Below are 24,777 nucleotides of genomic sequence, written 5' to 3' on the forward strand. Positions count from 1 at the left end.
TCACCACTCCCTTCCCCATCCAGGAGATGACGCTCCCCGTGGCCCTGTCGGGCACGGACGTCATCGGCCAGGCCAAGACCGGCACCGGCAAGACGCTCGGCTTCGGGCTCCCGCTCCTCGAGCGCGTGACCGTCCCGGCCGACGTCGAGGCGGGCCGCGCCAGGCCCGAGGACCTGACCGACGCCCCGCAGGCGCTCGTCGTCGTCCCCACGCGCGAGCTGTGCACCCAGGTCACCAACGACCTCCTGACCGCCGGCAAGGTCCGCAACGTGCGCGTCCTCGCCATCTACGGCGGCCGGGCCTACGAGCCCCAGGTCGAGGCCCTCAAGAAGGGCATCGACGTCGTCGTCGGCACCCCGGGCCGGCTCCTCGACCTCGCGGGCCAGAAGAAGCTGAACCTCCAGCACATCAAGTCCCTCGTCCTCGACGAGGCCGACGAGATGCTCGACCTGGGCTTCCTGCCCGACGTCGAGAAGATCATCAACCTGCTGCCGGCGCGCCGTCAGACCATGCTGTTCTCGGCGACCATGCCGGGCGCGGTCATCGGGCTCGCCCGCCGCTACATGTCGCAGCCCACGCACATCCGCGCCACCGCGCCGGACGACGAGGGCGTGACCGTCGCGAACATCTCGCAGCACGTGTACCGCGCGCACAACATGGACAAGCCCGAGATGGTCGCGCGCATCCTGCAGGCCGAGGGCCGTGGCCTCGCCATGATCTTCTGCCGCACCAAGCGCACCGCCGCCGATCTCGCCGACCAGCTCAAGCAGCGCGGCTTCGCCTCCGGCGCGGTCCACGGCGACCTCGGCCAGGGAGCGCGCGAGCAGGCGCTGCGCGCCTTCCGCAACGGCAAGGTGGACGTGCTCGTCTGCACCGACGTCGCCGCGCGCGGCATCGACGTCGAGGGCGTCACGCACGTCATCAACTACCAGACGCCCGAGGACGAGAAGACGTACCTGCACCGCGTCGGCCGTACGGGCCGCGCGGGCGCCAAGGGCATCGCGGTCACGCTCGTCGACTGGGACGACATCCCGCGCTGGCAGCTCATCAACAAGGCGCTGGAGCTTTCGTTCAACGATCCGCCGGAGACGTACTCCACCTCCCCGCACTTCTTCGAGGAGATGAACATCCCCGCGGGCACCAAGGGTGTCCTGCCGCGCTCCGAGCGCACGCGCGCGGGGCTGGACGCGGAGGAGCTGGAGGACCTGGGCGAGCCGGGCGGCCGCGGTGCGCGCGGCGGCCGGGGTGAGCGTGGGGGCCGTGGCGAGCGCGGTGGCCGGGGCGAGTCCCGTTCCGCCGACCGTTCCGAGAGCGAGCGTCCGGCCCGTACGCCGCGCCGTCGCCGTCGTACGCGCGGCGGAGCCGGCCTCGACGGAGCACCGGAGGTCTCCACGACGGAGCAGACGCCCGTGGCCGAGGAGGCCCCCGCGTCCCGCACCCCGCGCCGTCGACGCCGTACGCGCGGCGGAGCGGCCGCCGAGGCGACCGTCGTGACAGCGGTGACGCCCGCGGCTCCCGAGGCCGCGGAGACGGCCCTGACGACCGCGGAGGGCCCCTCCCTGGACCCCGCCGGGACCGCGCAGGGCACCGAGGGTCCGGCCAAGCCGCGCCGCCGCCGCACCCGTAGGTCCGCGGAGACCACCCCGGCCACCGAGACGGCCCCGGCTGCGGAGCTGACGCCGGCTCAGGCCCCGTCCGCCGAAACGGCCGTGGCCACGGCCGAGGGCACGGAGCCGGCCGCCGAGGTCCCCGCCGCACCGCGCCGCCGCACCCGCAAGGCCGCTGCCGCGACTCCGGCCGCCGAGGCCGTTGCGGAGACCGCGGTCGACACGGCCGAGGCCGTCGAGGCCAAGCCGCGCCGCACGCGGAAGACCGCCACCACCGCCCCGGCGGAAACCGCGGTCGACACCGCCGAGGCCGTCGAAGCCAAGCCGCGCCGCACTCGCAAGACGGCCACCACCGCTCCGGCGGAGGCCGTGGTCGACACGGCCGAGGCCGTCGAAGCCAAGCCGCGCCGCACCCGCAAGACGGCCACCACCGCCCCGGCGGAAACCGCCGTGGACACGGCCGAGGCCGCGGAGGCCAAGCCGCGCCGCACCCGCAAGACCGCCACCACCGCCCCGGCGGAAACCGCGGTCGACACCGCCGAGGCCGTCGAAGCCAAGCCGCGCCGTACGCGGAAGGCCGCCGCCGGCGCTCCGGAGGCGGAGGCGGAGGCGGAGGCCACCGAGGCGGTTGCCAAGCCGCGCCGCACCCGCAAGACGGCCGCCGCCGCTCCGGCGGAGGCCGTGGTCGACACGGCCGAGGCCGTCGAGGCCAAGCCCCGGCGCCGGACCACCCGCAAGGTCGCCGAGGCTCCGGAGACGGCCACCACGGCCGAGATCCCGGCCCAGGCCACGGCGGTGGAGGCGGAGGCCAAGCCGCGCCGCACCCGCAAGACCGCCGCCGCTCCGGCGGAGGCCGCCGTGGACACCGCCGAGGGCACGGAGGCCAAGCCGCGCCGCACGCGGAAGGTCGCGGTCGCCGCTCCGGCGTCGGAGGCCGTCGAGGTGACCGAGGCGAAGCCCCGTCGCACCCGCAAGACCGCGGCCGCCGCTCCGGCGGAAGCCGTCGAGGTGACTGAGGTGACCGAGGCGAAGCCCCGTCGCACCCGCAAGACCGCCGCCACCGCTTCGGCGGAGGTCGCCGTGGACACGGCCGAGGCCACGGAGGCCAAGCCGCGCCGTACCCGCAAGGCCGCCGCCGCGGTGACCGCCGAGATCCCGGCTCAGGCCACGGCCGAGCAGGCGGAGGCCAAGCCGCGCCGTACCCGTAAGACGGCGGCCACGGCGGACGCCGCGGTCGACGCCGCCGAGGTGAAGCCGAGGGTGCGCCGCACCCGTAAGGCCACCGCCGCGGCGGATCCCACGGACGGCTGACACACCGGCTGCACGGCCCGACGGCCCGGTTCCTCCACCCGGAGGAACCGGGCCGTCGGCGTTCCCCACCCCCCGGTGGACGGCCGCGCGTTCCGCCGCGAGCCCCTCCGGGTAGCCTCGGCACGTGACCAGGCCGATCGACTCCTCGACCCCGTTCCCTCCGCCTCCCGGTGCCCGTGCGTACCCGTTGCGGACCGCACGCGGTGACTTCGCCGTCGTCGACTCGCCGGTGGCCGCCGGTGTCGAGGAGCGGGGCGTGGCGCTGCTGCTGCCCGGATTCACCGGCAGCAAGGAGGACTTCCACCGGCTCCACGGGCCCCTCGCGGCGCGCGGCTACCGGATGGTGGCCGTGGACGGGCGCGGGCAGAACGAGTCGGACGGGCCGGCCGACGACGAATCCCCCTACGCCCGCGAGGAGTTGGCCCGGGACGTGCTCGCGCAGGCGGCGGCGCTCGGCACACCCGTGCATCTCGTGGGACATTCCCTGGGCGGCCAGATCGCCCGTGCGGCGGTCCTGATCGACCACTCCCCCTTCGTGTCCTTCACCCTGATGTCCTCGGGGCCGGCCGAGATCTCGGAGTCGCAGAAGCTGCGTGTGAAGCTGCTGCACGACGCGCTCGCCGTGATGACGATGCCCGAGGTGTGGGAGGCGATCCGGGCGATGGGGCCGCCGGAGGAGGTCGGGGGTCCGGCTCGCGGCTTCGGCGATCCCGAGCAGCTGCGGCTGCGCTGGCTGAACCACAAGCCCGCCCAGTTGCTCGCCACGGGCCGGCAGCTGTGCGCGGAGCCGAACCGCGTGGCCGAACTGGCCGCCGTACGACTGCCCTTCCACGTCCTGTCGGGGGCACGGGACGACACCTGGCCGCTGCCTCTCCTCGACGCGATGGCCGTGGAGCTGCGGGCCGACCGGACCGTCGTCCCGGAGGCCGAGCACTCACCGAACCTGGACCAGCCCCTCCCGACGGCCCACGCCCTCGCCGACTTCTGGGACGGACACCCCCGCACGGGCTAGTACTGCGTCTGTACGTGCTCCCAGAACCCGTCCCGCAGTGCGCGCCGCAGGTCGGACTGGCCGCGCAGGGAGTACTGGAGGATGCCCTCGGCCTCCACCAGGAGGTCCTGGTCGACGGAGCCGGGCAGATAGGGGTGGCCGGGGAGCAGCTCGGCGAGGGCCTCCCGGCCGCGTGCCGCGAGCCACTTCGCCGCGATCTGGGCGCCGACGAAGCGGACGTCCTCGCGGGTGGGCCGGGTGGCGCCGCTCGCCTCGTAGGCGGGGGCGGTGCGCCGGGCGACGTACGGCTTGAAGAAGTCGAGGTCGAGGGTGCGCTGGCTGTCGACCTCCCAGAGCAGCGGCTCGGCCTGGTTGCGGCCCTCGGGTGCCTCGATGCCCCAGAGGTGGACGCGGGCGCCGTACCCCTGTGCGGCCTCCACCGCCGAGACCAGGTCCTCGTCGCCGCCGAGGAGGGCGGCGTCGCTGATGGCGCGGTGCCGGGCCAGGGACTCGAGGTCGGTCCGGATCAGGGAGTCGACGCCCTTCTGCTGGTTGTTGGCGTTGAGGTTGCCCAAGCGGACCTTGACGTCGGGGAGTTCGGCGATGGACTGCTGCTCGGCGGTGTGGATGCGGCGTCGGGCGCCGTCGTACCAGTAGACGCGCAGCAGCCGGCTGTCCGCGAAGATCGTGCGGGCGCGGTCGATGAGCGCCTCGATCAGCCCTTCGGCGTCGAGGTCGAAGGCCCTGCGGTCCTCCGTCCCGGCGATCAGCCGGCCCGCGGCGGCGTAGAGGTACCCCGCGTCGACGAAGATCGCGTGGGTCGAGGGTGTCTTGGCCACCTCGGCGAGCATGCGGGTCAGCAGCTCGTTCGTACGGTCGATGCGGGCGGCGAGGGCCGGGAGGTCGTCGTTCATCACCTCCATTGTCCCGGCGGTCACGCTGTGAACACAACCGATCCCGTTCAGTCTCCGCACACTCTCTTACCCGCCGGTAATTAGTCGTTCGAAAAATTTCTTTAGCGTAGGGAATGTTTGTAACACGCAGCCCGTTGACTCCTCATGTAGCAAGCAATCCTCCAGGAGGATGACCAGACGAAGGGAGAAGCCCGTGCGCTTCGAAATCATGCGACTCGACGACGTCGACGGCACGCCCGTGGACTGCACCGTCGTGGACGCCGCCTCCGTCAACCGGATCGTGCAGGACGCCGCCGCCATCGGGCAGCGGCTGTGGATCCGACCGGCCGACTCCGCGGCCTCATAGTCCGCGGCGCTCACCACACTTCAGAGCCCCGTACGGCGCCGATCGCCGTACGGGGCTCTGCGCGTACGCGGGCTCAGCCGGCCCGGACGACCTGGGTGATCCCGTTGATGATCTGCTGCACGGCGATCGCGGAGAGCATCATGCCCGCGAGCCGGGTCACCAGGACCACACCGCCGTCCTTGATGACGCGGATGATCAGCAGCGAGTAGCGCATCACCAGCCACAGCACGACATGGATCGCGAGGATCGCCACCCACACCGACACCTGCATGGCGACGCTGTCGGCCTTCTGCACGGCCAGGATGACGGACACGATCGCCCCGGGCCCGGCCAGCAGCGGCATGCCGAGCGGGACGAGCGCGACGTTCACGTCCTTCGTCTGCTTCGGTTCGTCGGTCTTGCCGGTGAGCAGGTCGAGCGCGATCAGCAGGAGCAGCAGCCCGCCCGCGATCATCAGCGCGGGCACGGAGACATGCAGATAGTTCAGGATCTGGTGCCCCAGCAGCCCGAAGACGGTGATGACACCGCCCGCGACACAGACGGCCTGGAAGGCCATCCGCTTCTGCACCCTGCCGGGGCGTCCGGCGGTCAGGGCGAGGAAGATCGGGGTGATCCCGGGGGGATCCATGATGACGAAAAGGGTCAGGAAGAGGGAGCCGAAAACGGCGACGTCGAACATCAGTACACAGGCCTTGCGGGGAAGAGGGGACGGGCGGGCGGAGGTGACCCTCAGACCCCGCCGGTCCCCGGCACGGGGAACGCCCCGGTGGCGCGCCGGGTGATCTCCCCGTACACCTCGGGGTCGGTGGTGTACTCGCCGAGCACACAGGTCTTGCGGCTGCCGTGGTAGTCCGAGGAGCCGGTGACGAGGAGCCCGAGGTCCTTGGCGAGTCCGCGCAGCCGGGCGCGGGTGTCCTCGTCGTGGTCCATGTGGTCGACCTCGATGCCGTCGAGGCCCGCGGCGGCCATCTCGGCGATCGCGGACTCGGGGACCGTGCGGCCGCGCTTGCTCGCGCCCGGGTGTGCGAAGACGGTGACCCCGCCCGCGCCCTTGACCAGCCGGATCGCCTCGAAGGGGTCCGTCTCGTGCTTCTCGACATAGGCTCGGCCGCCGTCGGCCAGCCAGTCCTCGGTGAAGGCGTCGCTCACGGTCGGTACGACACCCAGCTCGACCAGCGCGGTCGCGACATGCGGCCGGCCCACGGAACCGTCACCGGCGATCCGCGCGACCTGCTCCCAGGTGACGGGCACGCCGAGCCCCTGGAGCTTGGCGATCATGCCCCGCGCCCGCGGCACCCGGTCGTCGCGCACCAGCTCCCGCTCGGCGAGCAGGGCGGGCTCCTCGGGGTCGAAGAGGTAGGCCAGCATGTGCAGGGAGATCCCGTCGATCCGGCACGACAGCTCGGCACCGGTGACGAGGGTGAGCCCCTCGGGCAGCGCGCCGATCGCCTCCGCGTACCCGCGGGTGGTGTCGTGATCGGTCAGCGCGACGACGTCCAGTCCGGCGGCGGAAGCGTTGCGCACCAGCTCGGCGGGGGTGTCCGTACCGTCGGAGGCCGTGGAGTGGCAGTGCAGATCGATACGCACGAACGAACTCCAAGCGGACGGCACACGGAAGGGACGCCTCAGCATAGCCCAGATTCGAACACCGAATGTCACACCCGAAAGCGAGGTTCACCCCCTACACAAACGCCAGGGCACCCCACCTGAAGGGGCGCGGGGAACCGCGCGACAAGCCCCCACCACCCGCACCCGACAACGCACCCCCACGGCTTGAGCAAGCGCGGCGACAACGCACCCCCACGGCTTGAGCAAGCGCGGCGACAACACACCCCTACGGCTTGAGCAAGCGCGGCGACAGCGCCCCGCACGGCACCAACTCCACCTCCGCCCCCGCGTCCCGCAGATCCGTCAGCACCAGCTCGTCGTACATCAGCAGCCCGGCCTGCTCGGGCCAGACCACCGCCCACAGCCAGAGCCCGCGGGCCTCCCCCGCGAACACGGCCCGGTCGTCCGGCACCCCCGAGACATGCCACAACGGCGTGGGCCGCCCCACCGCCAGCACCTTCGCCTGCGCCGGCTTCTCGACGCTCATGTAGGGCCCCGGATCCGGCCCGTCGATACCGGCGTACCGCGCGCCGAGACCGACTCCGAGTTCCTCCGCGACGAGGATCAGCTCGGCGACGCCGCCCAGCGGCCCCGGCCCGGAGCAGGCGACGGCGGTCGCACGTCCGCCGCTGCGGTCGTCACCGGCGTAGGTCACCCCCGTGAACAACCACCCGACCGGCAGCGGCCACGGCATCCACACGGGCACCTGCGTGCGGTGCACCACGACACTGAGGGCCTCGACGCTGGGCGGGATCACGGGCTGCAGCGGATGCACCGTCCCGTGCACATCGCACTGCCAGGAGTCGGAGAAGAGTCCGGGAGCCCTGACCCGGCCACCACACTTCGGGCAACTGGGTTCGCCCCTCATAGGGCCCCACGGTCCTACCCGAGCAGGCCCACGTCAAGGACGATCACCCGTCCGGACGGAACGGGTTCCCCGGAGGAAGATAGGTGCAGCTTGCATTAATTAGCCGATCTAACTTATCGTGTGTATATGCCAACTAACTCCGGTCTTCTGCGTCAGCCCAGGGCGGTATGGGCGACGGCCGGCGCGTCCGTCGTCGCCTTCATGGGCATCGGACTGGTCGACCCGATCCTGCCGTCCATCGCCCAGGGTCTCGACGCCACACCCAGCCGGGTCTCCCTGCTCTTCACCTCGTACTTCCTGATCACCGCGTTCGCCATGCTGGTGACGGGCTTCGTCTCCAGCCGGATCGGCGGCCGGCGGACCCTGCTGCTCGGCCTCGCGTTCGTCGTCGTCTTCGCGGGCCTCGCCGGAACCTCGGACTCGGTCGCCGAACTCGTCGGCTTCCGCGCGGGCTGGGGCCTCGGCAACGCCCTCTTCGTGTCGACGGCCCTCGCCGTCATCGTCGGCGCGGCGGCCGGCGGCAGCGCCACGGCGATCCTGCTCTACGAGTCCGCCCTCGGCCTCGGCATGGCCTGCGGCCCCCTGCTCGGCGCGGTGCTCGGGGACGCGAGCTGGCGCTACCCCTTCTTCGGCACCGCGTTCCTGATGGCGGTCGGCTTCCTGTGCGTCACGGCGTTCCTGAAGGAGCAGCCGAAGCCGGCCCGCAGGATCTCGCTGCTCGACCCGGTGAAGGCGCTCGGCCACGGCGGTCTCGCCTCCGCGGCGGCCTCGGCCTTCTTCTACAACTACACGTTCTTCACCGTGCTGGCCTTCACCCCGTTCGTGCTGGACATGACCCCGTACAGGTCGGGGGCGGTGTTCTTCGCGTGGGGCGTGCTGCTCGCCGTCTTCTCGGTCCTCGTGGCGCCCCGCCTACAGGAACGGTTCGGCTCGCTGAGGGTGCTCGGCGGCTCACTGGTGCTGCTCGCGGCCGACGTGCTGGCCCTCGGCTACGGCGACCACACCGCGGCGATCGTCTGCACCGTCCTGTCCGGTGCGTTCATCGGCGTGAACAACACCGTCTACACCGAGTTGGCGCTCGGCGTGTCCGACGCCCCGCGGCCGGTGGCGAGCGCGGGCTACAACTTCGTGCGCTGGTTCGCCGCGGCGGCCGCGCCCTACTTCGCGCCCAAGATCGAGGAGTGGACCGACCCCCGTGTCCCGTTCGTGGTCGCGGCGGTCACGGCGGTGCTCGGCGCGGCAGTGGTCGTCGTACGACGGAAGGCGCTCACGCACGAGGTCGAGGAGCTGACGCTGCGACACTCCACCGAGGACTCGGTCACCGTCTTCGCGAACTGACGGGTCCACGGATCGGCGGGCGGCGCCAACCACACCTTTTCGGCCACCGGTTGGTGACGTTCCTCACGGAGCGTCAGTCGAGCGGGACGGACCTCCGGACGGGATCCCGCAGGTCCGTCCCGTTCGTCAGCCAGCGCTCCTGGAGTGCCTGGGCGCCGTGCACCCGCTTCCAGGCGGCCTCGTTCGCGGTCATGGGGAGCAGCGGGAGGAAGCGGACCGGGTCGAGCGGCTCGTCCAGTTCCAGATCCTCCACCAGGCCGCCCGGTTCGGCGACCAGGACCGAGCTGAACGGGGCGCCGGGCCACAGCGGTTCACCGACGTCCAGGGAGGCGCCGGGGGCCACGACCACGCCCTCGACCTGTGGAGACGCGGCGAGTACGGCCAGCGGGCGGAGCACCTTGTCGGTCTCGGCGAGCCCGCCCCGTACGGAGACGACCAGTTCGGCGCGGGGACCCTTGACGGGGTCGGCGAGGACCGCGGTGGGGTCCGTCATCGGCTGCGCGGACATGCCGAGCGTGGCGTAACGGACGATGTCGCCCTCATGGAAGCGGAGCACCTCGATGCGGTCCGTACCGAGGAAGGTGACCGCCGCGCGGGCGTCCGGCTCGCCCAGCGCCGTACGCAACCGGGCCTCGACGAGAGGAAGAACATCAGCCATGTCGCGAGCATAGAACTCGTCAGTACCGGGCAAAGCAGCGCCTTGACACTTCAGGCGACTGATACTCTGGGCCGGTGGTTGGGGCAGCACGCAGACGGGGTTACCGCCCAGGCCGTCAAGGCACTGGGGGAGTCGCGATCTTGTCCCGACGCCCGATGGGACTCCCTTACGAGGGACCGGCTGGAGGAGGTGGGGCTGTCATGGATCGAAGTCACCCGTGCAGTACCACTCGCTCTTCCGGCCGCTGATGCTGCTCCTGGTTCCGGCTGACCGCCGCCTTCCCTGTTCGCGTCTTCACGCGGAAGAGCACTTCGTTTCGTTTTGCCTGATCTGTCTGATCTGAATCAGCAGCATCCGTCTGATCTCAATCAGCAGCGAAACTCGCCACCGCGACGGTGCGGTGCTCCCCGCTTTGTGGACGTGCCAAACATCCGAAGCAGGACGTCCCCATTCCGGGTAGTTCCACCCGTCAAACGGCCTTTCGTTGCCCGACGCGAAGGAGCCCTGCCATGTCGATGATCCGCGACCTGCGTGCCGTGGTCCGCCCAGCCCGCCCCTCCCTGCTCAAGGGCGGCGTCCGCAAGGGCGGTGTCCGGGTGGACACCGGCGCCTACGACACCACCCGCGACCCGGCGATGCCGTCGGCCGTCGTCGACTGCGCCGTCTACCGCGACGGCGGCCGCGTCGAGTTCGGGCACGCGCTGACCCCGCAGGAGGCCATGCGCCAGGTCCGGCGCGACGGCGGCTTCGTGTGGATCGGGCTGCACGAGCCGACCGAGGCCGAATTCTCCGGCATCGCGGGCGAGTTCGGGCTGCACCCGCTGGCCGTGGAGGACGCGGTGCAGGCCCACCAGCGCCCCAAGCTGGAGCGCTACGACGACTCCCTCTTCACCGTCTTCAAGACGATCCACTACGTCGAGCACGACCGGCTGACCGCCAACAGCGAGGTCGTGGAGACCGGTGAGGTCATGTGCTTCACCGGCAAGGACTTCTTCATCACCGTCCGGCACGGCGGCCAGGGCTCGCTGCGCGCGCTGCGCCACCGCCTCCAGGACGACCCCGAGCTGCTCGCCAAGGGCCCCTCGGCGGTGCTGCACGCGATCGCCGACCACGTCGTCGACGGCTACATCGCGGTCGCCGACGCCGTCCAGGACGACATCGACGAGGTCGAGACCGAGGTGTTCTCGCCGGGCCGCAAGGGCACCCCGCGCGGCACCGACGCCGGCCGGATCTACCAGCTCAAGCGTGAGGTGCTGGAGTTCAAGCGGGCCGTCTCCCCGCTGCTGCGGCCGATGCAGCTCCTCAGCGAGCGGCCGATGCGGCTGGTCGACCCCGACATCCAGAAGTACTTCCGTGACGTCGCCGACCACCTCGCCCGCGTCCAGGAGCAGGTCGTCGGCTTCGACGAGCTGCTCAACTCGATCCTCCAGGCCAACCTCGCGCAGGCCTCCGTCGCGCAGAACGAGGACATGCGCAAGATCACGTCCTGGGCGGCCATCATCGCCGTACCGACGATGGTCTGCGGGGTGTACGGCATGAACTTCGACTACATGCCGGAACTGCACTGGAAGTTCGGCTACCCCGTCGTCATGACGGTCATGGTCGGGATGTGTGTCGGCATCCACCGCACCCTGAAGCGCAACGGCTGGCTCTGAGCGCGGCTGGATACGCTGAGCCCATGACTAGCGAGCTGCTCGACCAGGCCCTCGTCGAGGAGGCCACCAAGAAGTCCGGCCTCATCTGGGTCAAGGGCGCGGGTGAACCGGCCGCGCGTGCGCTGTGGCACGCGTGGCACGAGGGCGCGGCCTGCGTGGTCGGCGACGGGCCCGGGGAGCAGCCGCTGCCGGGGCTCGCCGGGGGCGGCACCGCCGAGGTCACCGTCCGCAGCAAGGACAAGGGGGGCCGGCTGGTCTCCTGGACGGCCGCGGTCGTCCAGCTCGCGCCGGGGTCGGAGCCGTGGGAGGCGGCTGTCGCCGAGCTCAAGGGCAAGCGGTTGAACGCGGCCGACGGTGAGGCGATGCCGGGGCGCTGGGCGCGGGAGTGCCGGGTGCTCCGCCTGGAGCCGACGGGGGGTGTGTTGCCGCTGCCCGAGGGGGATCTGGCGGCGCGGCCCGTGCCGTCGCCCGCCACCACGCGTGAGGCGATCCCCGCGGGGCTGCACCGGTTGTTGGTGCGGCGGCGGAAGCGGTAGTTCCCCGGGTGCGGGCCGTGGGGGCCGGCCGCGCGGTTCCCCGCGCCCCAGGACGTCTACGACGTCGGGAGCTGTTGGCCGTAATCCACCGTTTCGCCCTTCCGGGGCTCCTCCAGGGTGAAGTCCTTGCCCCAGGACGAGAAGGTCAGGGTGCCCGCGCCGCCTGCCCGGACCAGGCGCAGCGGGTACGGCTCGCCCTCCAGGGAGACGTCCAGGGTGCCGCCGTCGCCGCCGTCCCCGGTGATGCGGATGGTGCGGATGCCGGACTGCTCGTGGTGGCCGTCCGTCTTCACCGCGCCGTGCAGGGTCAGCAGACCGTCGAGAAGGAGGTCCTTGTCCGTGAAGACGCTGAACTTCTTGTACGAGGGGTCCCCCGACGGCACCTTCACGTACTTGCCGTCGAGCTTGTCCGCGGCGGCGGTGTCCTTCGCGTCGTCGTCGGACGCGCCGTCCTCATGCGTCCAGAACGCCGCGTCGGCCTTCAGGTACAGCTGCTCGCCGACCCGCAGCAGATGGAAGGTGGCCCCCTCGGAGGTGACCGAGCCGGAGCCGCCGTCCTCCTTCAGCCGCATGTCGAGCTTGTACGTACGGCCGCTGGTGACCACGGTCCCCGCCAACCGCACCGCGTCCACCGACCCGGCCGCCGTCTTCGTCTTCGCCTGGATCTGCGCGGCGGGCAGCTTGCCCACGCCGTTCGTGCCCGCGTCCGGATCCTCGCTGCACCCCGCTCCCAGACCCACGACCAGTGCGCACATCGCGCTCAGCAGCGCGGCCCGGCGGGTACGGCCCTGGGGAATCGCAGTCACAGGGGAGGCTGCCTTTCTGCGGGGGTGTGCTGAGCGGCGTACGGCAGCGTACCGGGGTCCCGGGGCGCCGTCGGAACGGGTCCGTCGGGACCGCTCACCAGGGCGTATCCGATCGGGACGGGCTAGCCTGAAGCCCGCAGGAGCGGGCAATCGGGAAGGTTCGGAAAAGGAAGCCAGCAGCACCGCAGTACGGAAAAGGAAGCAGGGAACCACAGCCATGGCAGCCGGTGCCCCCCGGATCTTCGTCTCGCACCTCGCCGGTGTCCCGGTCTTCGACCCCAACGGCGAGCAGGTGGGCCGCGTACGCGACCTGGTCGTCATGCTCCGCGTCGGCCGCCGTCCCCCACGGCTGCTCGGTCTGGTCGTCGAACTGTCCACCCGGCGCCGTATCTTCCTGCCCATGACCCGGGTGACGGGCGTCGCGTCCGGCCAGGTCATCGCCACCGGCGTGGTCAACGTCCGCCGCTTCGAGCAGCGGCCCACCGAGCGGCTCGTCTTCGGGGAACTGCTCGACCGGCGGGTCACCCTCGTCGAGACCGGCGAGGAGGTCACCGTCCTCGATGTGTCCGTGCAGCAGCTCCCGGCCCGCCGCGACTGGGAGATCACCCGCGTCTTCGTCCGCAAGGGCAAGAAGGGCGGCGCCTTCCGCCGGGCCAAGGGCGAGACGCTGACGGTGGAGTGGTCGGCGGTGACCGGGTTCTCCCTGGAGGAGCACGGACAGGGCGCCGAGAGCCTCCTCGCCACCTTCGAGCAGCTGCGCCCCGCCGACCTCGCCAACGTCCTGCACCACCTCTCCGCCAAGCGGCGCGCCGAGGTCGCCGCCGCCCTCGACGACGACCGCCTCGCCGACGTCCTGGAGGAGCTGCCGGAGGACGACCAGATCGAGATCCTCGGCAAGCTGAAGGAGGAACGCGCGGCGGACGTCCTGGAGGCCATGGACCCCGACGACGCGGCCGACCTGCTCGCCGAGCTGCCCGAGGCGGACAAGGAACGGCTGCTGAGCCTGATGCAGCCCGACGACGCGGCCGACATGCGGCGGCTGATGTCCTACGAGGAGCACACCGCCGGCGGTCTGATGACCACCGAACCGATCATCCTGCGCCCCGACGCGACCGTCGCCGACGCCCTCGCACGGGTCCGCAACCCCGACCTGTCCCCCGCGCTCGCCGCCCAGGTCTACGTCTGCCGCCCACCCGACGAGACCCCCACCGGCAAGTATCTGGGCACGGTCCACTTCCAGCGGCTGCTGCGCGAACCGCCGTACACCCTGGTGAGCGCGGTCCTCGACGACGACCTCCAGGCGCTCGACCCGGAGGCGCAGCTACCGGTCGTCGCCGGGTTCTTCGCGACGTACGACATGGTCGCGGCGCCCGTGGTGGACGAGGCGGGGTCGCTCCTCGGCGCGGTCACCGTGGACGACGTACTGGACCACATGCTGCCGGAGGACTGGCGGGAGACCGAGTTCCATCTGAACGACGAGACGAACGACGAGACGGGCGACAAGACGGGCGACAAGACGGGCGAGGGGGTGGTCCCGCATGGCTCCTGAGCGTGACGGCACGCGTGAGGGCGCGCGCGAACGCGCACCCGCCGGCGCGACCGCGACCACCCGCCCGCGCGCCCGGCTCGACCAGCCGCGCCCCCCGCGCCGCCGGCTCCTGCCCGAATGGGACCCGGAGGCCTTCGGCCGGCTGTCCGAGCGCATCGCGCGCTTCCTGGGCACCGGACGGTTCATCGTCTGGATGACGGTCGTCATCATCGTGTGGGTGCTGTGGAACGTCTTCGCCCCGCACGACCTGCGCTTCGACAACTACCCGTTCATCTTCCTCACCCTGATGCTGTCCCTCCAGGCCTCCTACGCGGCCCCGCTGATCCTCCTCGCGCAGAACCGGCAGGACGACCGCGACCGCGTCAACCTGGAGCAGGACCGCAAGCAGAACGAGCGGTCGATCGCCGACACCGAGTACCTCACCCGGGAGGTCGCGGCGCTGCGCATGGGCCTCGGCGAGGTCGCCACGCGCGACTGGATCCGCAACGAGCTGCAGGACATGCTCAAGGAGCTGGACGACCGCCACAACGGTCACGGAGGCCGCGAGGACAAGGTCGTATTCCCGGCGGATCGGTCGCCGGGACGTGACGCAGACGACCGCTGAGGGGCTGGCCGCGGGCCCCCGGGGGCGCCGTACCATCGTCCTTATGGCTAGCGAAGACGCGGTGCGCGAGGCACTGGCGACGGTGAACGACCCGGAGATCAACCGCCCCATCACCGAGCTGGGGATGGTCAAGTCGGTGGAGATCGGCGCGGACGGAACGGTCGCGGTCACCGTGTACCTGACGGTCTCCGGCTGTCCGATGCGCGAGACGATCACCCAGCGGGTCACCGAGGCGGTCTCCCGCGTCGAGGGCGTCACCGGTGTCGACGTCACGCTCGACGTGATGAGCGACGAGCAGCGCAAGGAGCTGGCGAACGCGCTGCGCGGCGGCCAGGCCGAGCGCGAGGTCCCCTTCGCCAAGCCCGGCAACCTCACCCGGGTCTACGCGGTGGCGTCCGGCAAGGGCGGCGTCGGCAAGTCCTCGGTGACGGTGAACCTGGCGGCGGCGATGGCGGCCGACGGTCTGAAGGTGGGCGTCGTCGACGCCGACATCTACGGCCACAGCGTGCCGCGCATGCTCGGCGCGGACGGCCGCCCGACCCAGGTCGAGAACATGATCATGCCGCCGTCGGCGCACGGCGTGAAGGTCATCTCCATCGGCATGTTCACCCCGGGCAACGCCCCGGTGGTCTGGCGCGGCCCGATGCTCCACCGCGCCCTCCAGCAGTTCCTCGCGGACGTCTACTGGGGCGACCTGGACGTCCTCCTCCTGGACCTCCCGCCGGGCACCGGTGACATCGCGATCTCGGTGGCCCAGCTCGTCCCGAACGCGGAGATCCTGGTCGTCACGACCCCGCAGCAGGCGGCGGCCGAGGTCGCCGAGCGCGCCGGCGCCATCGCCGTCCAGACCCACCAGAAGATCGTCGGCGTGGTCGAGAACATGTCCGGCCTGCCCTGCCCGCACTGCGGCGAGATGGTCGACGTCTTCGGCACGGGCGGCGGCCAGCTCGTGGCGGACGGCCTGACCCGCACGACGGGCGCCACGGTCCCCGTCCTCGGCTCCATCCCGATCGACGTCCGCCTCCGCGAGGGCGGCGACGAGGGCAAGCCGGTGGTCCTGACGGACCCGGGCAGCCCGGCGGGGTCCGCTCTGCGGGCGATCGCCGGAAAGCTGGGAGGCCGCCAGCGGGGCCTTTCGGGCCTCTCGCTGGGGATCACCCCCAAGAACAAGTTCTAGGACGACCGACCTCGGGGTCGGCCGACCTCAGGGGCGCGGGGCCGCATCGGCATGCGGCTCCGCCGCGCGGGCGCGAGCAGCCACGCACGGCCCGCGGTTCCCCACCGAGCTAGACCACGTACGCGGCGATGTCCTTCACCACGGAGAACCCGAGCCCATAAGCGCTCATCCCTCTCCCGTACGCCCCGAGATGCACCCCCTGCTCGGTGGATCCGGCCAGCACCCACCCGAACCCCGACTCGCGGTAGTGGAACGGCATCGGCACCCCGTCCACCGGCAGGGAGAGGCTGGACCACTCCGGCCCGGAAAGATCGTCGGCCAGGGCCCACGCCGTCTCTGTCTGCTGGTCCAGCCAGTCGTCCCGCAGGCTGTGGTCCATCTGCCCCGGCCAGGTGAAGGACAGCAGTCCCACCCCCGCCAGCCAGGCCGCCGAGGATACCGAGGTGGCCTCCAGCAGCCCCGTCCCGTCGGCGCTCCGCCGGGACGGATTCGCCGCGACGGTCACGACGACCGCGAACCTCCCCCGGTCCTCCCCGGCCGTCTCGTGCCGTACGGAGGGTTCGTCACCGTGTCCGATGGACCCGTGTTCCACGGCTCCGTCGGCCGCCGTCCCGACCTGCATCAGCCAGCGCGGCCCCGTGAAGGCCTCGTCGAGGCCGTACCACGGGAAGGGCGCCTCCAGGTAGCCGTCGACGGTGCGCCGAGCGGAGGGGACCTGCTGTCCACCCTCCGCGGCCGGCGCCTGTTCGACTGCCCGACTCGTCGTCTCCATGTGCCCGGACGCCTCCTCGCTCTCGACGGAACGGTCCGGCCCGCCCCCCTTCGGGCGTACTCGTCCGCTCCGCACAACAACCAGGCAGCATAGCCACCCGGTCACGAACAGCGGGGAAGTGGCCAGAGGGCCGAGATCACGTGGCGTCGAAATCGTAGGGCGGACGCTCGTCCTTGCCCGGGTCCTCGGGCTTCTTCGTCATGTCGATGCGCCCGCCGGACGAGCCCGTGGAGGAGTCCGTGTCACGGCTGTGGACGGCCTCGGTGACCTCGGCCATCTCCTTCTTGATGTCGAAGCCGTTACGGATCTCCTTCAGCCCCAGCTCGTCGTTGTCCAACTGCTTGCGGATGAACGTCTTGGGGTTGAGGTCCTCGAACTCGAAGTCCTTGAACTCCGGTCCCAGTTCGGCGCGGATGTCCTGCTTGGCGCTCTCCGAGAACTCACGGATCTTCCGGACGGTACGCATCACGTCCTGGATGACCTTCGGGAGCTTGTCCGGACCGAAGACGAGCACGGCCAGGACGACGATCGTCACCAGCTCGAGCGGTCCTATGTCATTGAACACCTGAAGCTCCTTGGGATGTCCGCGGTCCTCGGCCCTCGGCGGTCAGGTCAGGTCTTCCGTGGTCCGGGCCGGGTCCACGGTACCTGTCACACCTGTCCGACCGGTACCGTCCCGCGCTGCCCGACCGGGTGCACGCGGCCGGTTTTCCGCGTTGTTTGCCTTGTCGGACGGGGTTTCGGGGTCCGATCTGTGAGGTTTCTGTCAATCGCTGTGCACAGCCTGCCGCTCAGTCGCCCTCAGCCGATCCCAGGACCAGGGAGAGCGTACGTTCCTTTCCGTCACGTTCGACGGTCAGTTCCAGGCGGTCGCCGGGGCGGTGGGCGCGGGCCTTGACGATCAGCTCGTTGCCGGAGTGGACCCGGGTGCCGTCGACCTCGGTGATGACGTCCCCCGCCTTGATCCCGGCCAGGGCGCCGGGGCCGCCCGGGGTGACCGGGGCGCCGGCGTCGCCGCCCCTGGTGCTGACCCGGGCGCCGTCGCCCGCGTAGTCCAGGTCGAGGGTGACGCCGATGACCGGGTGGGTCGCGTGACCGGTGTTGATCAGCTCCTCGGCGACGCGTTTGCCCTGGTTGACGGGGATGGCGAAGCCGAGGCCGATCGAGCCGGCCTCGCCGTCGCCGGAGTCGGGGCCGTCGACGGCGGAGCGGATGGCGGAGTTGATGCCGATGACCCGGCCCTCGGTGTCGAGGAGGGGGCCGCCGGAGTTGCCGGGGTTGATGGGCGCGTCGGTCTGCAACGCGTCGACGTACGACACATCGCTCGCGTCGCCGCTGTCGCCGCCGGCCGTGATGGGGCGTTCCTTGGCGCTGATGATGCCGGAGGTGACCGTGCCCTCCAGGTCGAAGGGGGCGCCGATGGCGACGACCGGGTCCCCGACCTGGACGCTGTCGGAGTTGCCGAGGGGCAGCGGTTTCAGCCCACTGACGCCTCTGACCTTGACGACGGCGAGGTCGTAGCCGCTGTCCCGGCCGACGACCTCCGCCTCGGCGGTCTGGCCGCCGTTGAAGACGACGGTTATCTCGCCGTCGCTCCCGGCGGGCTCGACGACGTGGTTGTTGGTGAGGATGTGACCGCGGGTGTCGAGGACGAACCCGGTGCCCGTGCCGGACTCCTCGCTGCCGCTGACGTGCAGGGTGACGACGCTGGGCAGGGCGCGGGCCGCGATCCCCGCGACACTGTCCGCGGCCCTCCCGGTGGGCTCCGCGGAGGCCTGCGGCAGCTCCACCCCACCGAACCCGCCCCGGCGCTCCAGCTGAGCCCCCACGACCCCGCCGAGCACCCCGGACACCAACGCCAGAGCCAACGCTCCCCCGGCGATCCGCTTCCGCACCTGCCGCCGCCGCGCATCCTCACCGAGCACGGCGGCCCCGGTCTGATGCAGGGGGCCGACGGGGACGGGAGCCCAGGGGTCGTAGCGACGCCAGGGGTTGTCCGAGGGGGTGGGGGGCGCCGGGAGTGTCCGGGCTTCGGAAGCCGAAGGGAGCGACGCGGGAAACCCGGGGGACACCGGGCCCCCGGATCCCTCCGCACCACCGGATGCCGCCAGGCCGGATACGTCGGCAGGCGCTGCCTGGGGTGCTACGGCCGGAGCCGACGAGGGAGGCACGGGGACCCCGGGTGCCCCCAAGCCGGGCGCGGGCGCTGCCTCGGGTGCTACCGCCGGAGCCGACGGGACAGGCACGGAAGCCCCCGGGAGCCCGGGTGCCACCAAGCCGGGCGCGGGCGCTGCCTCGGGTGCTACCGCCGGAGCCGACGGGACAGGCACGGAAGCCCCCGGGAGCCCGGGTGCCGTCAGGTCGGGTGCGGTGGCGACGCCCGCGGCGGGCTCCGCCGCGGGCGGTACGGCGGGCGGCGTGCCCTGGGACAGCGTCGTCGCCGGGTGCTGGACGGGTGGGGCGGGGGCCCAGGGGCCCGGATGGCCGTAGGGCGGGGTGCTGTAGGAGTCGGGGTCGTGCAACGGCCTGGGAGGCTCCTCGGTGACCGGCGCGGGAGCGACAGGCGCCGCCTCGGCGGACGGCGTTACGGCCTGCTCCTCGGCAGCCACGTCACCCGCTTCCACCGGCGGGCTCCCCGGCCCCCCGGCCTCGCCCGCGCCCCCGGTGCTCAAGGGCAGGTCCAGCTCGTAGTCCCCCGCACCCGCCTCCCCGGCCTTGCCGCCGGAGGCCCCCGTCCCCTCGTCCATGCTCTCCCCACAGTCGGACCCGGTCACGGCTGGGTGAACCCCGCCTCCTGGATTCAACCAGGTTCACGGCACACCGGTCGCGGGGACCGGGTCAGCGGAGGTCCCGCGGGGACGGGGAGGCGGTGGGGGCGGAGGTGGTGTCGGGGACGGGCGCGGCGAGCAGGGCGGGGCCGGAGATCTCGGGGGCGGTGGCCCACGAGGTCACGGCGATCGGCGGCGTCGTACCGAGCGGACGTATCAGAGGGGACATGGCGGCCGCTCCGGCCATCACCGGGGCGGTGAGCCGGTGCAGCGCCGTCTGCTCCGCGTGTCCGGAGGCCGGGGAGGGCACACCGGGCAGCAGCGGGGCGGAGACCTCGGTGGGCGCCGCGGGCGTGCCGAGGAGCTGGCCGCCCTGGGCGAGCAGCGGTCCGGTGGACCGGCGCCGCTGGTTCTCGGGCGCCGAGGCTGAGCCCGGGGAGCGGGCCGGTGTCACATTGCTGCCGCCGCTCCCGCCCCGCGCGTCCGCGGCGGTGTCGACCGGCGCACCGGTGTTCATCCCGCCCAGCGCGATCGCGGCCAGCGACACCGCGCCGGCGGCGACGAAGGCGAACCGCATGCCCCGGGAGCGCTCGCTGTCACGGCCGACGGGGTGGATGCGGAAGCCGCGGTCGGCGGGCGGCAGCGCGGAGCCGTGCTCACGGGCCGGCACATAGCCGAAGGAGAACGGCTCGTCCCCGCTCATTCCGAAGACGCCGTCACCGAAGCCTCCCCTGCCCAGCGGCGTACTGCCGCCGTCCGGGTCACCTCCTCCGGGGAGCCCCTGGAGACGGGCCAGGAAGCTCTCGGAGGGTGCGGGCGGGGCCACTTCCGCGAAGACGTTCTTCAGCCGGCGCTGGGCGTCGACCTCGGCCTTGCACTTCGGACAGGTCGCCACATGCGCCAGGACCCGCTCACGGGTGTCATGACCGAGCTCACCGTCCACCAGGGCGGAGAGCCGGTCTCCCAGATGCTGCTCCGCGAGGAGCCCCTCAGCGGGGTTGCGTCGAGTTCCACTCACGCGGTCGCGCCCCCTCCTCCCAGAGCGGGCACCCGGGCCGCGAAGGAGCGGCGCTCGGCGCGCGCCTTCGGGGAGCGGTGCGCGAGGGCCTTGCGGAGCTGCGAGCGGCCGCGGTGGATGCGCGAGCGGACCGTGCCCAGCTTGACGCCGAGCGTCGCGGCGATCTCCTCGTACGACAGTCCTTCGATGTCGCACAGGACGACCGCGGCGCGGAACTCGGGCGCGAGGGTGTCGAGGGCCTGCTGGACGTCCGCGTCGAAGTGGGCGTCGTTGAAGACCTGCTGCGGGGTGGGTTCCTTGCTGGCCAGCCGCTCGGCCGCGTCCTCGCCGAGCGCGTCGAAGCGGATGCGCTGCTTGCGGCGGACCATGTCCAGGAACAGGTTGGTGGTGATGCGGTGCAGCCAGCCCTCGAAGGTGCCGGGCGTGTACGTCGACAGGGAGCGGAAGACGCGGACGAAGACCTCCTGCGTGAGGTCCTCGGCGTCGTGCTGGTTGCCGGTGAGACGGTAGGCGAGCCGGTAGACCCGGCCGCTGTGCATGCTGACGATCTCCTCCCAGGTGGGCGGAGTCCACGCCTGCCCGTCCGCGTCGGTGGAGAAGGTCGCGGTCTGGGCGTAGTCGCCGGCGTGACGGTGGTCAGCGGTGTCGTTCACGGATTTCGGCCTGCCCGCCGATCCGAGGAAGCGCCGCAGCACTCCTCCCCGATCCACAGGCGCAGCCGCACCTCCCCTGTCGGCTCTGGTGGTGTCCAGTGGAGCCCCTACCATAGCCACCTCGCCCGTTAGCTCCGGATAAGCGGTTTTACGAGAATTTGATCTGTGCTGATACGGCTCATACGGCTGCGTCAGCACTTGCTCGGCGTCTCGTCCCTCGTCGTGATCCAACTGTGTCCCCCGCTCGTCGTTCCCATCCCTTCAAACGCCCGGTCCCATCTGCGGGTTCCCGGCACCAACGGATACAGTCACGCCCAGGCAACCAGCGGGGACAGGAGAGGGTCATTACCGGCAACCGGCAGGCAAGCTGGGCGTTCGCCGACGCCTATGCCGCCGAGGACGACGCGCTGCGCTGGGCCCGCGACCGGGCCCGTGAGGCAGGGCTGCGCTCGGTGTCGCCCAGCACCGGCGCCGCGCTGCGGCTGCTCGCCGCCACCGTGGACGCGAAGGCGGTCGCGGAGATCGGTACCGGCACCGGCGTCTCCGGGATCCACCTGCTGTACGGCATGCGTCCCGACGGTGTCCTGACCACCGTCGACCCCGAGCCGGAGCACCAGCAGTTCGCCCGGCAGGCCTTCCGCGCCTGCGGCTTCGCCAGCAACCGGGCCCGCTTCATTCCCGGCCGCGCGCTGGACGTCCTGCCCCGTCTCGCGGACGCCGGCTACGACCTCGTCTTCTGCGACGGCGACCGGCTGGAGTTCCTCGACTATCTCGCTGAATCGTTGCGCCTGCTGCGCCCGGGCGGGCTCGTCGTCTTCGAGGGGGTCTTCGCCAACGGCCGCACGGTCGACTCCGGCCCGCAGCCCACGGAGGTCATAAGGATCCGGGAGCTGCTGCGGGCGGTGCGCGAGAGCCAGGAACTGGTGCCGTCCCTGTTGCCCGTGGGCGACGGGCTGCTGTGCGCGGTCAAGCGCTGACCACTGGGCCGTACGGGCGAGGTACCCGCGGCAAAACAGTCGCCCCGGCATCCAAGGGGATGCCGGGGCGACTGAAAGGGTATGGTCGCTTGCGCGTCAGCCGACGACCTTCTTGAGGGCGTCGCCGAGCGCGTCGGCCTCGTCAGGGGTCAGCTCGACGACGAGCCGACCGCCGCCTTCGAGCGGAACGCGCATGACGATGCCCCGCCCCTCCTTGGTCACCTCGAGCGGGCCATCGCCCGTCCGCGGCTTCATGGCCGCCATGCTCGTTCCCCTTCCTGAAACCAGCTCACGTCAAAAGCCGACGGCCCTGGCAGGGCACGCGCGATCCTGCGTGGGACACGCGACACCGGCATCGAACACATTGCTTCCAAGCCATTATCCCGCATCTCAGGACCCGATGACCAACATCAGTAGGCATCGCTTGGGCAACGCACGCGAGCAAAACCACTCAATTCGGCGATGTGACTGCGATACTGCGCCGCCGCGCGGACAGCCGCGGTCCGTACCCGGCGTCGATTTCTTTGACGCAGGTCACACGTCACGTCCGGTCCTCGGACGCCATGCTGTTCTCTGGTAACCGAGCCGACACACAAGCCGACACGCATAAGGGGATACGTCATGGCCGACACCGTGCTCTACGAGGTGAGCGACGGGCTCGCGACGATCACGCTGAACCGCCCGGAGGCGATGAACGCGCTGAACATCGCGACCAAGGTCGCCCTGCGGGACGCGGCGCGCGCGGCGGCGGACGACGCGGGGGTGCGGGCGGTGCTGCTGACCGCGGCCGGGGAGCGGGCGTTCTGCGTCGGCCAGGACCTCAAGGAGCACATCGGGCTGCTGGCCGAGGGCTCCGGGCACGTCATGAGCACGGTCAAGGAGCACTACAACCCGGTCGTGCGGGCGCTGACGGAGGCGGCGAAGCCGGTCGTCGCCGCGGTGAACGGGGTCGCGGCGGGTGCCGGTTTCGGGTTCGCGCTGGCGGCGGACTACCGCGTCGTCGCCGATACGGCGTCCTTCAACACGTCGTTCGCGGGGGTCGCGCTGACCGCCGACTCCGGTGTCTCCTGGACGCTGCCCCGGGTGGTCGGGCCGGGACGGGCGACCGATCTGCTGCTGTTCCCGCGGAACATCTCGGCGCAGGAGGCGTACGAGCTGGGGATCGCGAACCGGGTGGTGCCGGGCGCGGAGCTGCGGGTCGAGGCCGAGAGGATCGCGCGGACGTTGGCCTCGGGGCCGACCGTCGCCTACGCGGCGCTCAAGGAGGCCGTCGCGTTCGGGCTCTCGCACTCGCTGTCGGAGACCTTGGAGAAGGAGGACGAGTTGCAGACGCGTGCCGGTGCGTCCGAGGACCACGCCATCGCCGTCTCGGCATTTGTGAAGAAGGAGACGCCTCGGTATCTGGGGCGCTGAGCTCGTGCGGCGGGTGCGGGTGTGCTGTGGCTGGTCGCGCAGTTCCCCGCGCCCCTAGGCCGTGTCTGACAATTCCCGTCGTCGCCCGGAGGGCGGCCTGGCGGCGTCAGGTGCGTGCTCTCGGCGTGCCGGGCGTAGACCCTCGTACTGGGCGTACTAGGGTCTGCGCCCGGTGCGCCGAGAGTGCGTGCATGGCGTCGCGAGGCAGACGGGAATTGTCAGACACGGCCTAGGGGGCGCTTCTGCTCACGCACGTGTCCAAGTGGTCGTTCACCAGGCCGGACGCCTGCATCAGGGCGTAGGCCGTCGTGGGGCCCACGAAGCGGAGGCCCTTCTTCTTCAGGGCCTTCGACAGGGCCGTCGACTCGTCCGTGACCGCCGGGACGTCCGCGAGGGTCTTCGGGACCCTGCCCGTCGTCGGGGCGTGGGACCAGATCAGGTCGTCCAGGTCGCCCGGGGCCCAGTCCAGCAGCACCCGGGCGTTGGCCAGGGTCGCGTCGATCTTGGCTCTGTTGCGGATGATGCCCTCGTCCGTGAGGAGGCGGTCGCGGTCCTCGTCGGTGAAGGCGGCCACCGAGGCGATCCGGAAGTCGGCGAAGGCCGTGCGGAAGCCCTCGCGGCGGCGCAGGATGGTGATCCAGGACAGTCCGGACTGGAAGGCCTCCAGGCTGAGGCGTTCGAAGAGGGCGTCGTCGCCGTGGACCGGGCGCCCCCACTCCTCGTCGTGGTACGGGAGGTAGTCGGGCGTGGACAGCGCCCAGGGGCAGCGCAGCGCCCCGTCCGGGCCGGCGAGGGCGGCGCCGTCGCTCACTGCTCGTCCTCCGGCGCGGGCTTCTCGAAGGAGACATGGGGCCGCGCCGGGGCCTGGGCGCCCGCGAGGGCGGTCTCCAGGACGGCGATCCGGGCGTCGCGCTCGGCGAGCTCGGCGGCGACCCGGTTCAGGGCGTCGTCGACGTCCTCCATGCGGTAGCCGCGGAGAGTGAGCGGGAAGCGGAGCCGGTCGATGTCGGACCGGTCGACCGGGCGGTCCGGCGGCAGCGGGTCGTGCAGCCGCTCGGGAGCCACCTCGGGCAGCGGACCGGTGCCTTCGCCGCCGCCCACCACGGCGAGTGTCACCGCGGCGACCACGACGGCGAGCGCGATGACCAGGAACAAGAACATAACCATCGGTGGGTCCCCAGCTCGGTGTGCTCGATCTCGGATGTGTG

At 71.7% G+C, this 24,777-nt stretch carries 25 protein-coding genes; 11 read left to right on the plus strand and 14 right to left on the minus strand.

The window, feature by feature from the left end; all coding sequences use genetic code 11:
* Positions 1–26 precede the first annotated feature (26 nt).
* Positions 27–2,918, plus strand: coding sequence for a DEAD/DEAH box helicase (locus OG852_RS17705; protein WP_330348412.1), 2,892 nt, complete (start codon positions 27–29; stop codon positions 2,916–2,918).
* Positions 2,919–3,042: 124 nt separating this feature from the next.
* Positions 3,043–3,930, plus strand: coding sequence for an alpha/beta fold hydrolase (locus tag OG852_RS17710; RefSeq protein ID WP_166663547.1), 888 nt, complete (start codon positions 3,043–3,045; stop codon positions 3,928–3,930).
* Here the strand turns inward: OG852_RS17710 and OG852_RS17715 are convergent.
* Entirely contained in the window at positions 3,927–4,823 is an 897-nt protein-coding gene (locus OG852_RS17715; RefSeq protein WP_166663548.1) for an NYN domain-containing protein, read from the minus strand. The two genes, OG852_RS17710 and OG852_RS17715, sit on opposite strands and share 4 nt — an antisense overlap.
* A 193-nt stretch (positions 4,824–5,016) precedes the next feature.
* Between OG852_RS17715 and OG852_RS17720 the strand changes: the two genes are divergently transcribed.
* Positions 5,017–5,169 carry a hypothetical protein gene (locus OG852_RS17720; protein WP_133912554.1) on the plus strand — a complete coding sequence of 51 codons (153 nt, stop codon included), beginning with the start codon at positions 5,017–5,019 and terminating at the stop codon, positions 5,167–5,169.
* Between the two features lie 73 nt (positions 5,170–5,242).
* On the opposite strand, the gene OG852_RS17725 is transcribed toward OG852_RS17720, so the two are convergent.
* The 3 genes from OG852_RS17725 to OG852_RS17735 form a co-directional block, all read right to left on the minus strand.
* Complete coding sequence (locus OG852_RS17725) at positions 5,243–5,848, minus strand: MarC family protein (protein WP_133912555.1); 606 nt, start codon at positions 5,846–5,848, stop codon at positions 5,243–5,245.
* A 50-nt stretch (positions 5,849–5,898) separates the two neighbouring features.
* On the minus strand, positions 5,899–6,756 hold the full coding sequence (locus OG852_RS17730) for a PHP domain-containing protein (protein ID WP_133912556.1): 858 nt from the start codon (positions 6,754–6,756) through the stop codon (positions 5,899–5,901).
* 247 nt (positions 6,757–7,003) lie between these two features.
* The gene (locus OG852_RS17735) at positions 7,004–7,645 is read right to left on the minus strand and encodes a DUF6758 family protein (RefSeq protein WP_133912557.1); all 642 of its coding nucleotides are present in this window, start codon (positions 7,643–7,645) and stop codon (positions 7,004–7,006) included.
* 126 nt (positions 7,646–7,771) lie between these two features.
* Here OG852_RS17735 and OG852_RS17740 point away from each other — a divergent pair, with 126 nt between their 5' ends.
* The gene (locus tag OG852_RS17740; protein WP_330348413.1) at positions 7,772–8,983 is read left to right on the plus strand and encodes an MFS transporter; all 1,212 of its coding nucleotides are present in this window, start codon (positions 7,772–7,774) and stop codon (positions 8,981–8,983) included.
* A 73-nt stretch (positions 8,984–9,056) separates the two neighbouring features.
* On the opposite strand, the gene OG852_RS17745 is transcribed toward OG852_RS17740, so the two are convergent.
* Positions 9,057–9,641, minus strand: a complete 585-nt coding sequence (locus OG852_RS17745) for a suppressor of fused domain protein (protein WP_133912559.1) — start codon at positions 9,639–9,641, stop codon at positions 9,057–9,059.
* Positions 9,642–10,150: 509 nt separating this feature from the next.
* Here OG852_RS17745 and OG852_RS17750 point away from each other — a divergent pair.
* Both OG852_RS17750 and OG852_RS17755 read left to right on the plus strand, forming a co-directional pair.
* Positions 10,151–11,296, plus strand: coding sequence for a magnesium and cobalt transport protein CorA (locus OG852_RS17750; protein WP_133912560.1), 1,146 nt, complete (start codon positions 10,151–10,153; stop codon positions 11,294–11,296).
* A gap of 23 nt (positions 11,297–11,319) precedes the next feature.
* Positions 11,320–11,832, plus strand: a complete 513-nt coding sequence (locus tag OG852_RS17755) for a hypothetical protein (protein WP_330348414.1) — start codon at positions 11,320–11,322, stop codon at positions 11,830–11,832.
* 56 nt (positions 11,833–11,888) lie between these two features.
* On the opposite strand, the gene OG852_RS17760 is transcribed toward OG852_RS17755, so the two are convergent.
* On the minus strand, positions 11,889–12,638 hold the full coding sequence (locus OG852_RS17760) for a hypothetical protein (protein WP_330348415.1): 750 nt from the start codon (positions 12,636–12,638) through the stop codon (positions 11,889–11,891).
* Positions 12,639–12,855: 217 nt separating this feature from the next.
* Between OG852_RS17760 and OG852_RS17765 the strand changes: the two genes are divergently transcribed.
* The 3 genes from OG852_RS17765 to OG852_RS17775 are packed head-to-tail and all read left to right on the plus strand — an operon-like array spanning position 12,856 to position 15,968.
* A complete protein-coding gene (locus OG852_RS17765) occupies positions 12,856–14,187 on the plus strand; it encodes a magnesium transporter MgtE N-terminal domain-containing protein (RefSeq protein WP_330348416.1) in 1,332 nt (443 codons plus the stop codon).
* Positions 14,177–14,791 (plus strand): DUF1003 domain-containing protein, encoded by a 615-nt coding sequence (locus OG852_RS17770; protein ID WP_133912564.1) that lies wholly within the window; start codon positions 14,177–14,179, stop codon positions 14,789–14,791. The genes OG852_RS17765 and OG852_RS17770 overlap by 11 nt, the downstream gene beginning before the upstream one ends.
* Positions 14,792–14,834: 43 nt before the next feature.
* Positions 14,835–15,968, plus strand: a complete 1,134-nt coding sequence (locus OG852_RS17775) for an Mrp/NBP35 family ATP-binding protein (protein ID WP_330348417.1) — start codon at positions 14,835–14,837, stop codon at positions 15,966–15,968.
* Positions 15,969–16,077: 109 nt separating this feature from the next.
* On the opposite strand, the gene OG852_RS17780 is transcribed toward OG852_RS17775, so the two are convergent.
* The 5 genes from OG852_RS17780 to sigE all read right to left on the minus strand — a co-directional run bounded on the left by OG852_RS17780 (position 16,078) and on the right by sigE (position 21,293).
* Positions 16,078–16,740, minus strand: coding sequence for a hypothetical protein (locus OG852_RS17780; protein ID WP_330348418.1), 663 nt, complete (start codon positions 16,738–16,740; stop codon positions 16,078–16,080).
* Positions 16,741–16,876: 136 nt separating this feature from the next.
* Positions 16,877–17,305: a sec-independent translocase gene (locus tag OG852_RS17785; RefSeq protein ID WP_330348419.1), complete on the minus strand. Its 429-nt coding sequence runs from the start codon at positions 17,303–17,305 to the stop codon at positions 16,877–16,879.
* Positions 17,306–17,531: 226 nt separating this feature from the next.
* Positions 17,532–19,487, minus strand: a complete 1,956-nt coding sequence (locus tag OG852_RS17790; protein ID WP_330348420.1) for a S1C family serine protease — start codon at positions 19,485–19,487, stop codon at positions 17,532–17,534.
* Positions 19,488–19,578: 91 nt separating this feature from the next.
* A complete protein-coding gene (locus tag OG852_RS17795) occupies positions 19,579–20,526 on the minus strand; it encodes a zf-HC2 domain-containing protein (RefSeq protein WP_133912569.1) in 948 nt (315 codons plus the stop codon).
* Positions 20,523–21,293: an RNA polymerase sigma factor SigE gene (gene sigE, locus OG852_RS17800; protein ID WP_330348421.1), complete on the minus strand. Its 771-nt coding sequence runs from the start codon at positions 21,291–21,293 to the stop codon at positions 20,523–20,525. Before sigE ends, OG852_RS17795 begins: the two co-directional genes overlap by 4 nt.
* Before the next feature lie 188 nt (positions 21,294–21,481).
* Between sigE and OG852_RS17805 the strand changes: the two genes are divergently transcribed.
* Positions 21,482–22,156: an O-methyltransferase gene (locus OG852_RS17805; protein WP_133912880.1), complete on the plus strand. Its 675-nt coding sequence runs from the start codon at positions 21,482–21,484 to the stop codon at positions 22,154–22,156.
* A gap of 96 nt (positions 22,157–22,252) precedes the next feature.
* On the opposite strand, the gene OG852_RS17810 is transcribed toward OG852_RS17805, so the two are convergent.
* A complete protein-coding gene (locus OG852_RS17810) occupies positions 22,253–22,420 on the minus strand; it encodes a DUF3117 domain-containing protein (RefSeq protein ID WP_003966491.1) in 168 nt (55 codons plus the stop codon).
* A gap of 357 nt (positions 22,421–22,777) precedes the next feature.
* On the opposite strand from OG852_RS17810, the gene OG852_RS17815 reads away from it, so the two are divergent.
* Positions 22,778–23,569: an enoyl-CoA hydratase/isomerase family protein gene (locus OG852_RS17815; RefSeq protein WP_133912570.1), complete on the plus strand. Its 792-nt coding sequence runs from the start codon at positions 22,778–22,780 to the stop codon at positions 23,567–23,569.
* 229 nt (positions 23,570–23,798) lie between these two features.
* On the opposite strand, the gene OG852_RS17820 is transcribed toward OG852_RS17815, so the two are convergent.
* On the minus strand, positions 23,799–24,380 hold the full coding sequence (locus OG852_RS17820; RefSeq protein WP_330348422.1) for a DNA-3-methyladenine glycosylase I: 582 nt from the start codon (positions 24,378–24,380) through the stop codon (positions 23,799–23,801).
* The gene (locus OG852_RS17825) at positions 24,377–24,730 is read right to left on the minus strand and encodes a DivIVA domain-containing protein (RefSeq protein WP_133912881.1); all 354 of its coding nucleotides are present in this window, start codon (positions 24,728–24,730) and stop codon (positions 24,377–24,379) included. Before OG852_RS17825 ends, OG852_RS17820 begins: the two co-directional genes overlap by 4 nt.
* Positions 24,731–24,777 lie beyond the last annotated feature (47 nt).

This window comes from Streptomyces sp. NBC_00582 (assembly GCF_036345155.1).
Lineage (GTDB): Bacteria > Actinomycetota > Actinomycetes > Streptomycetales > Streptomycetaceae > Streptomyces.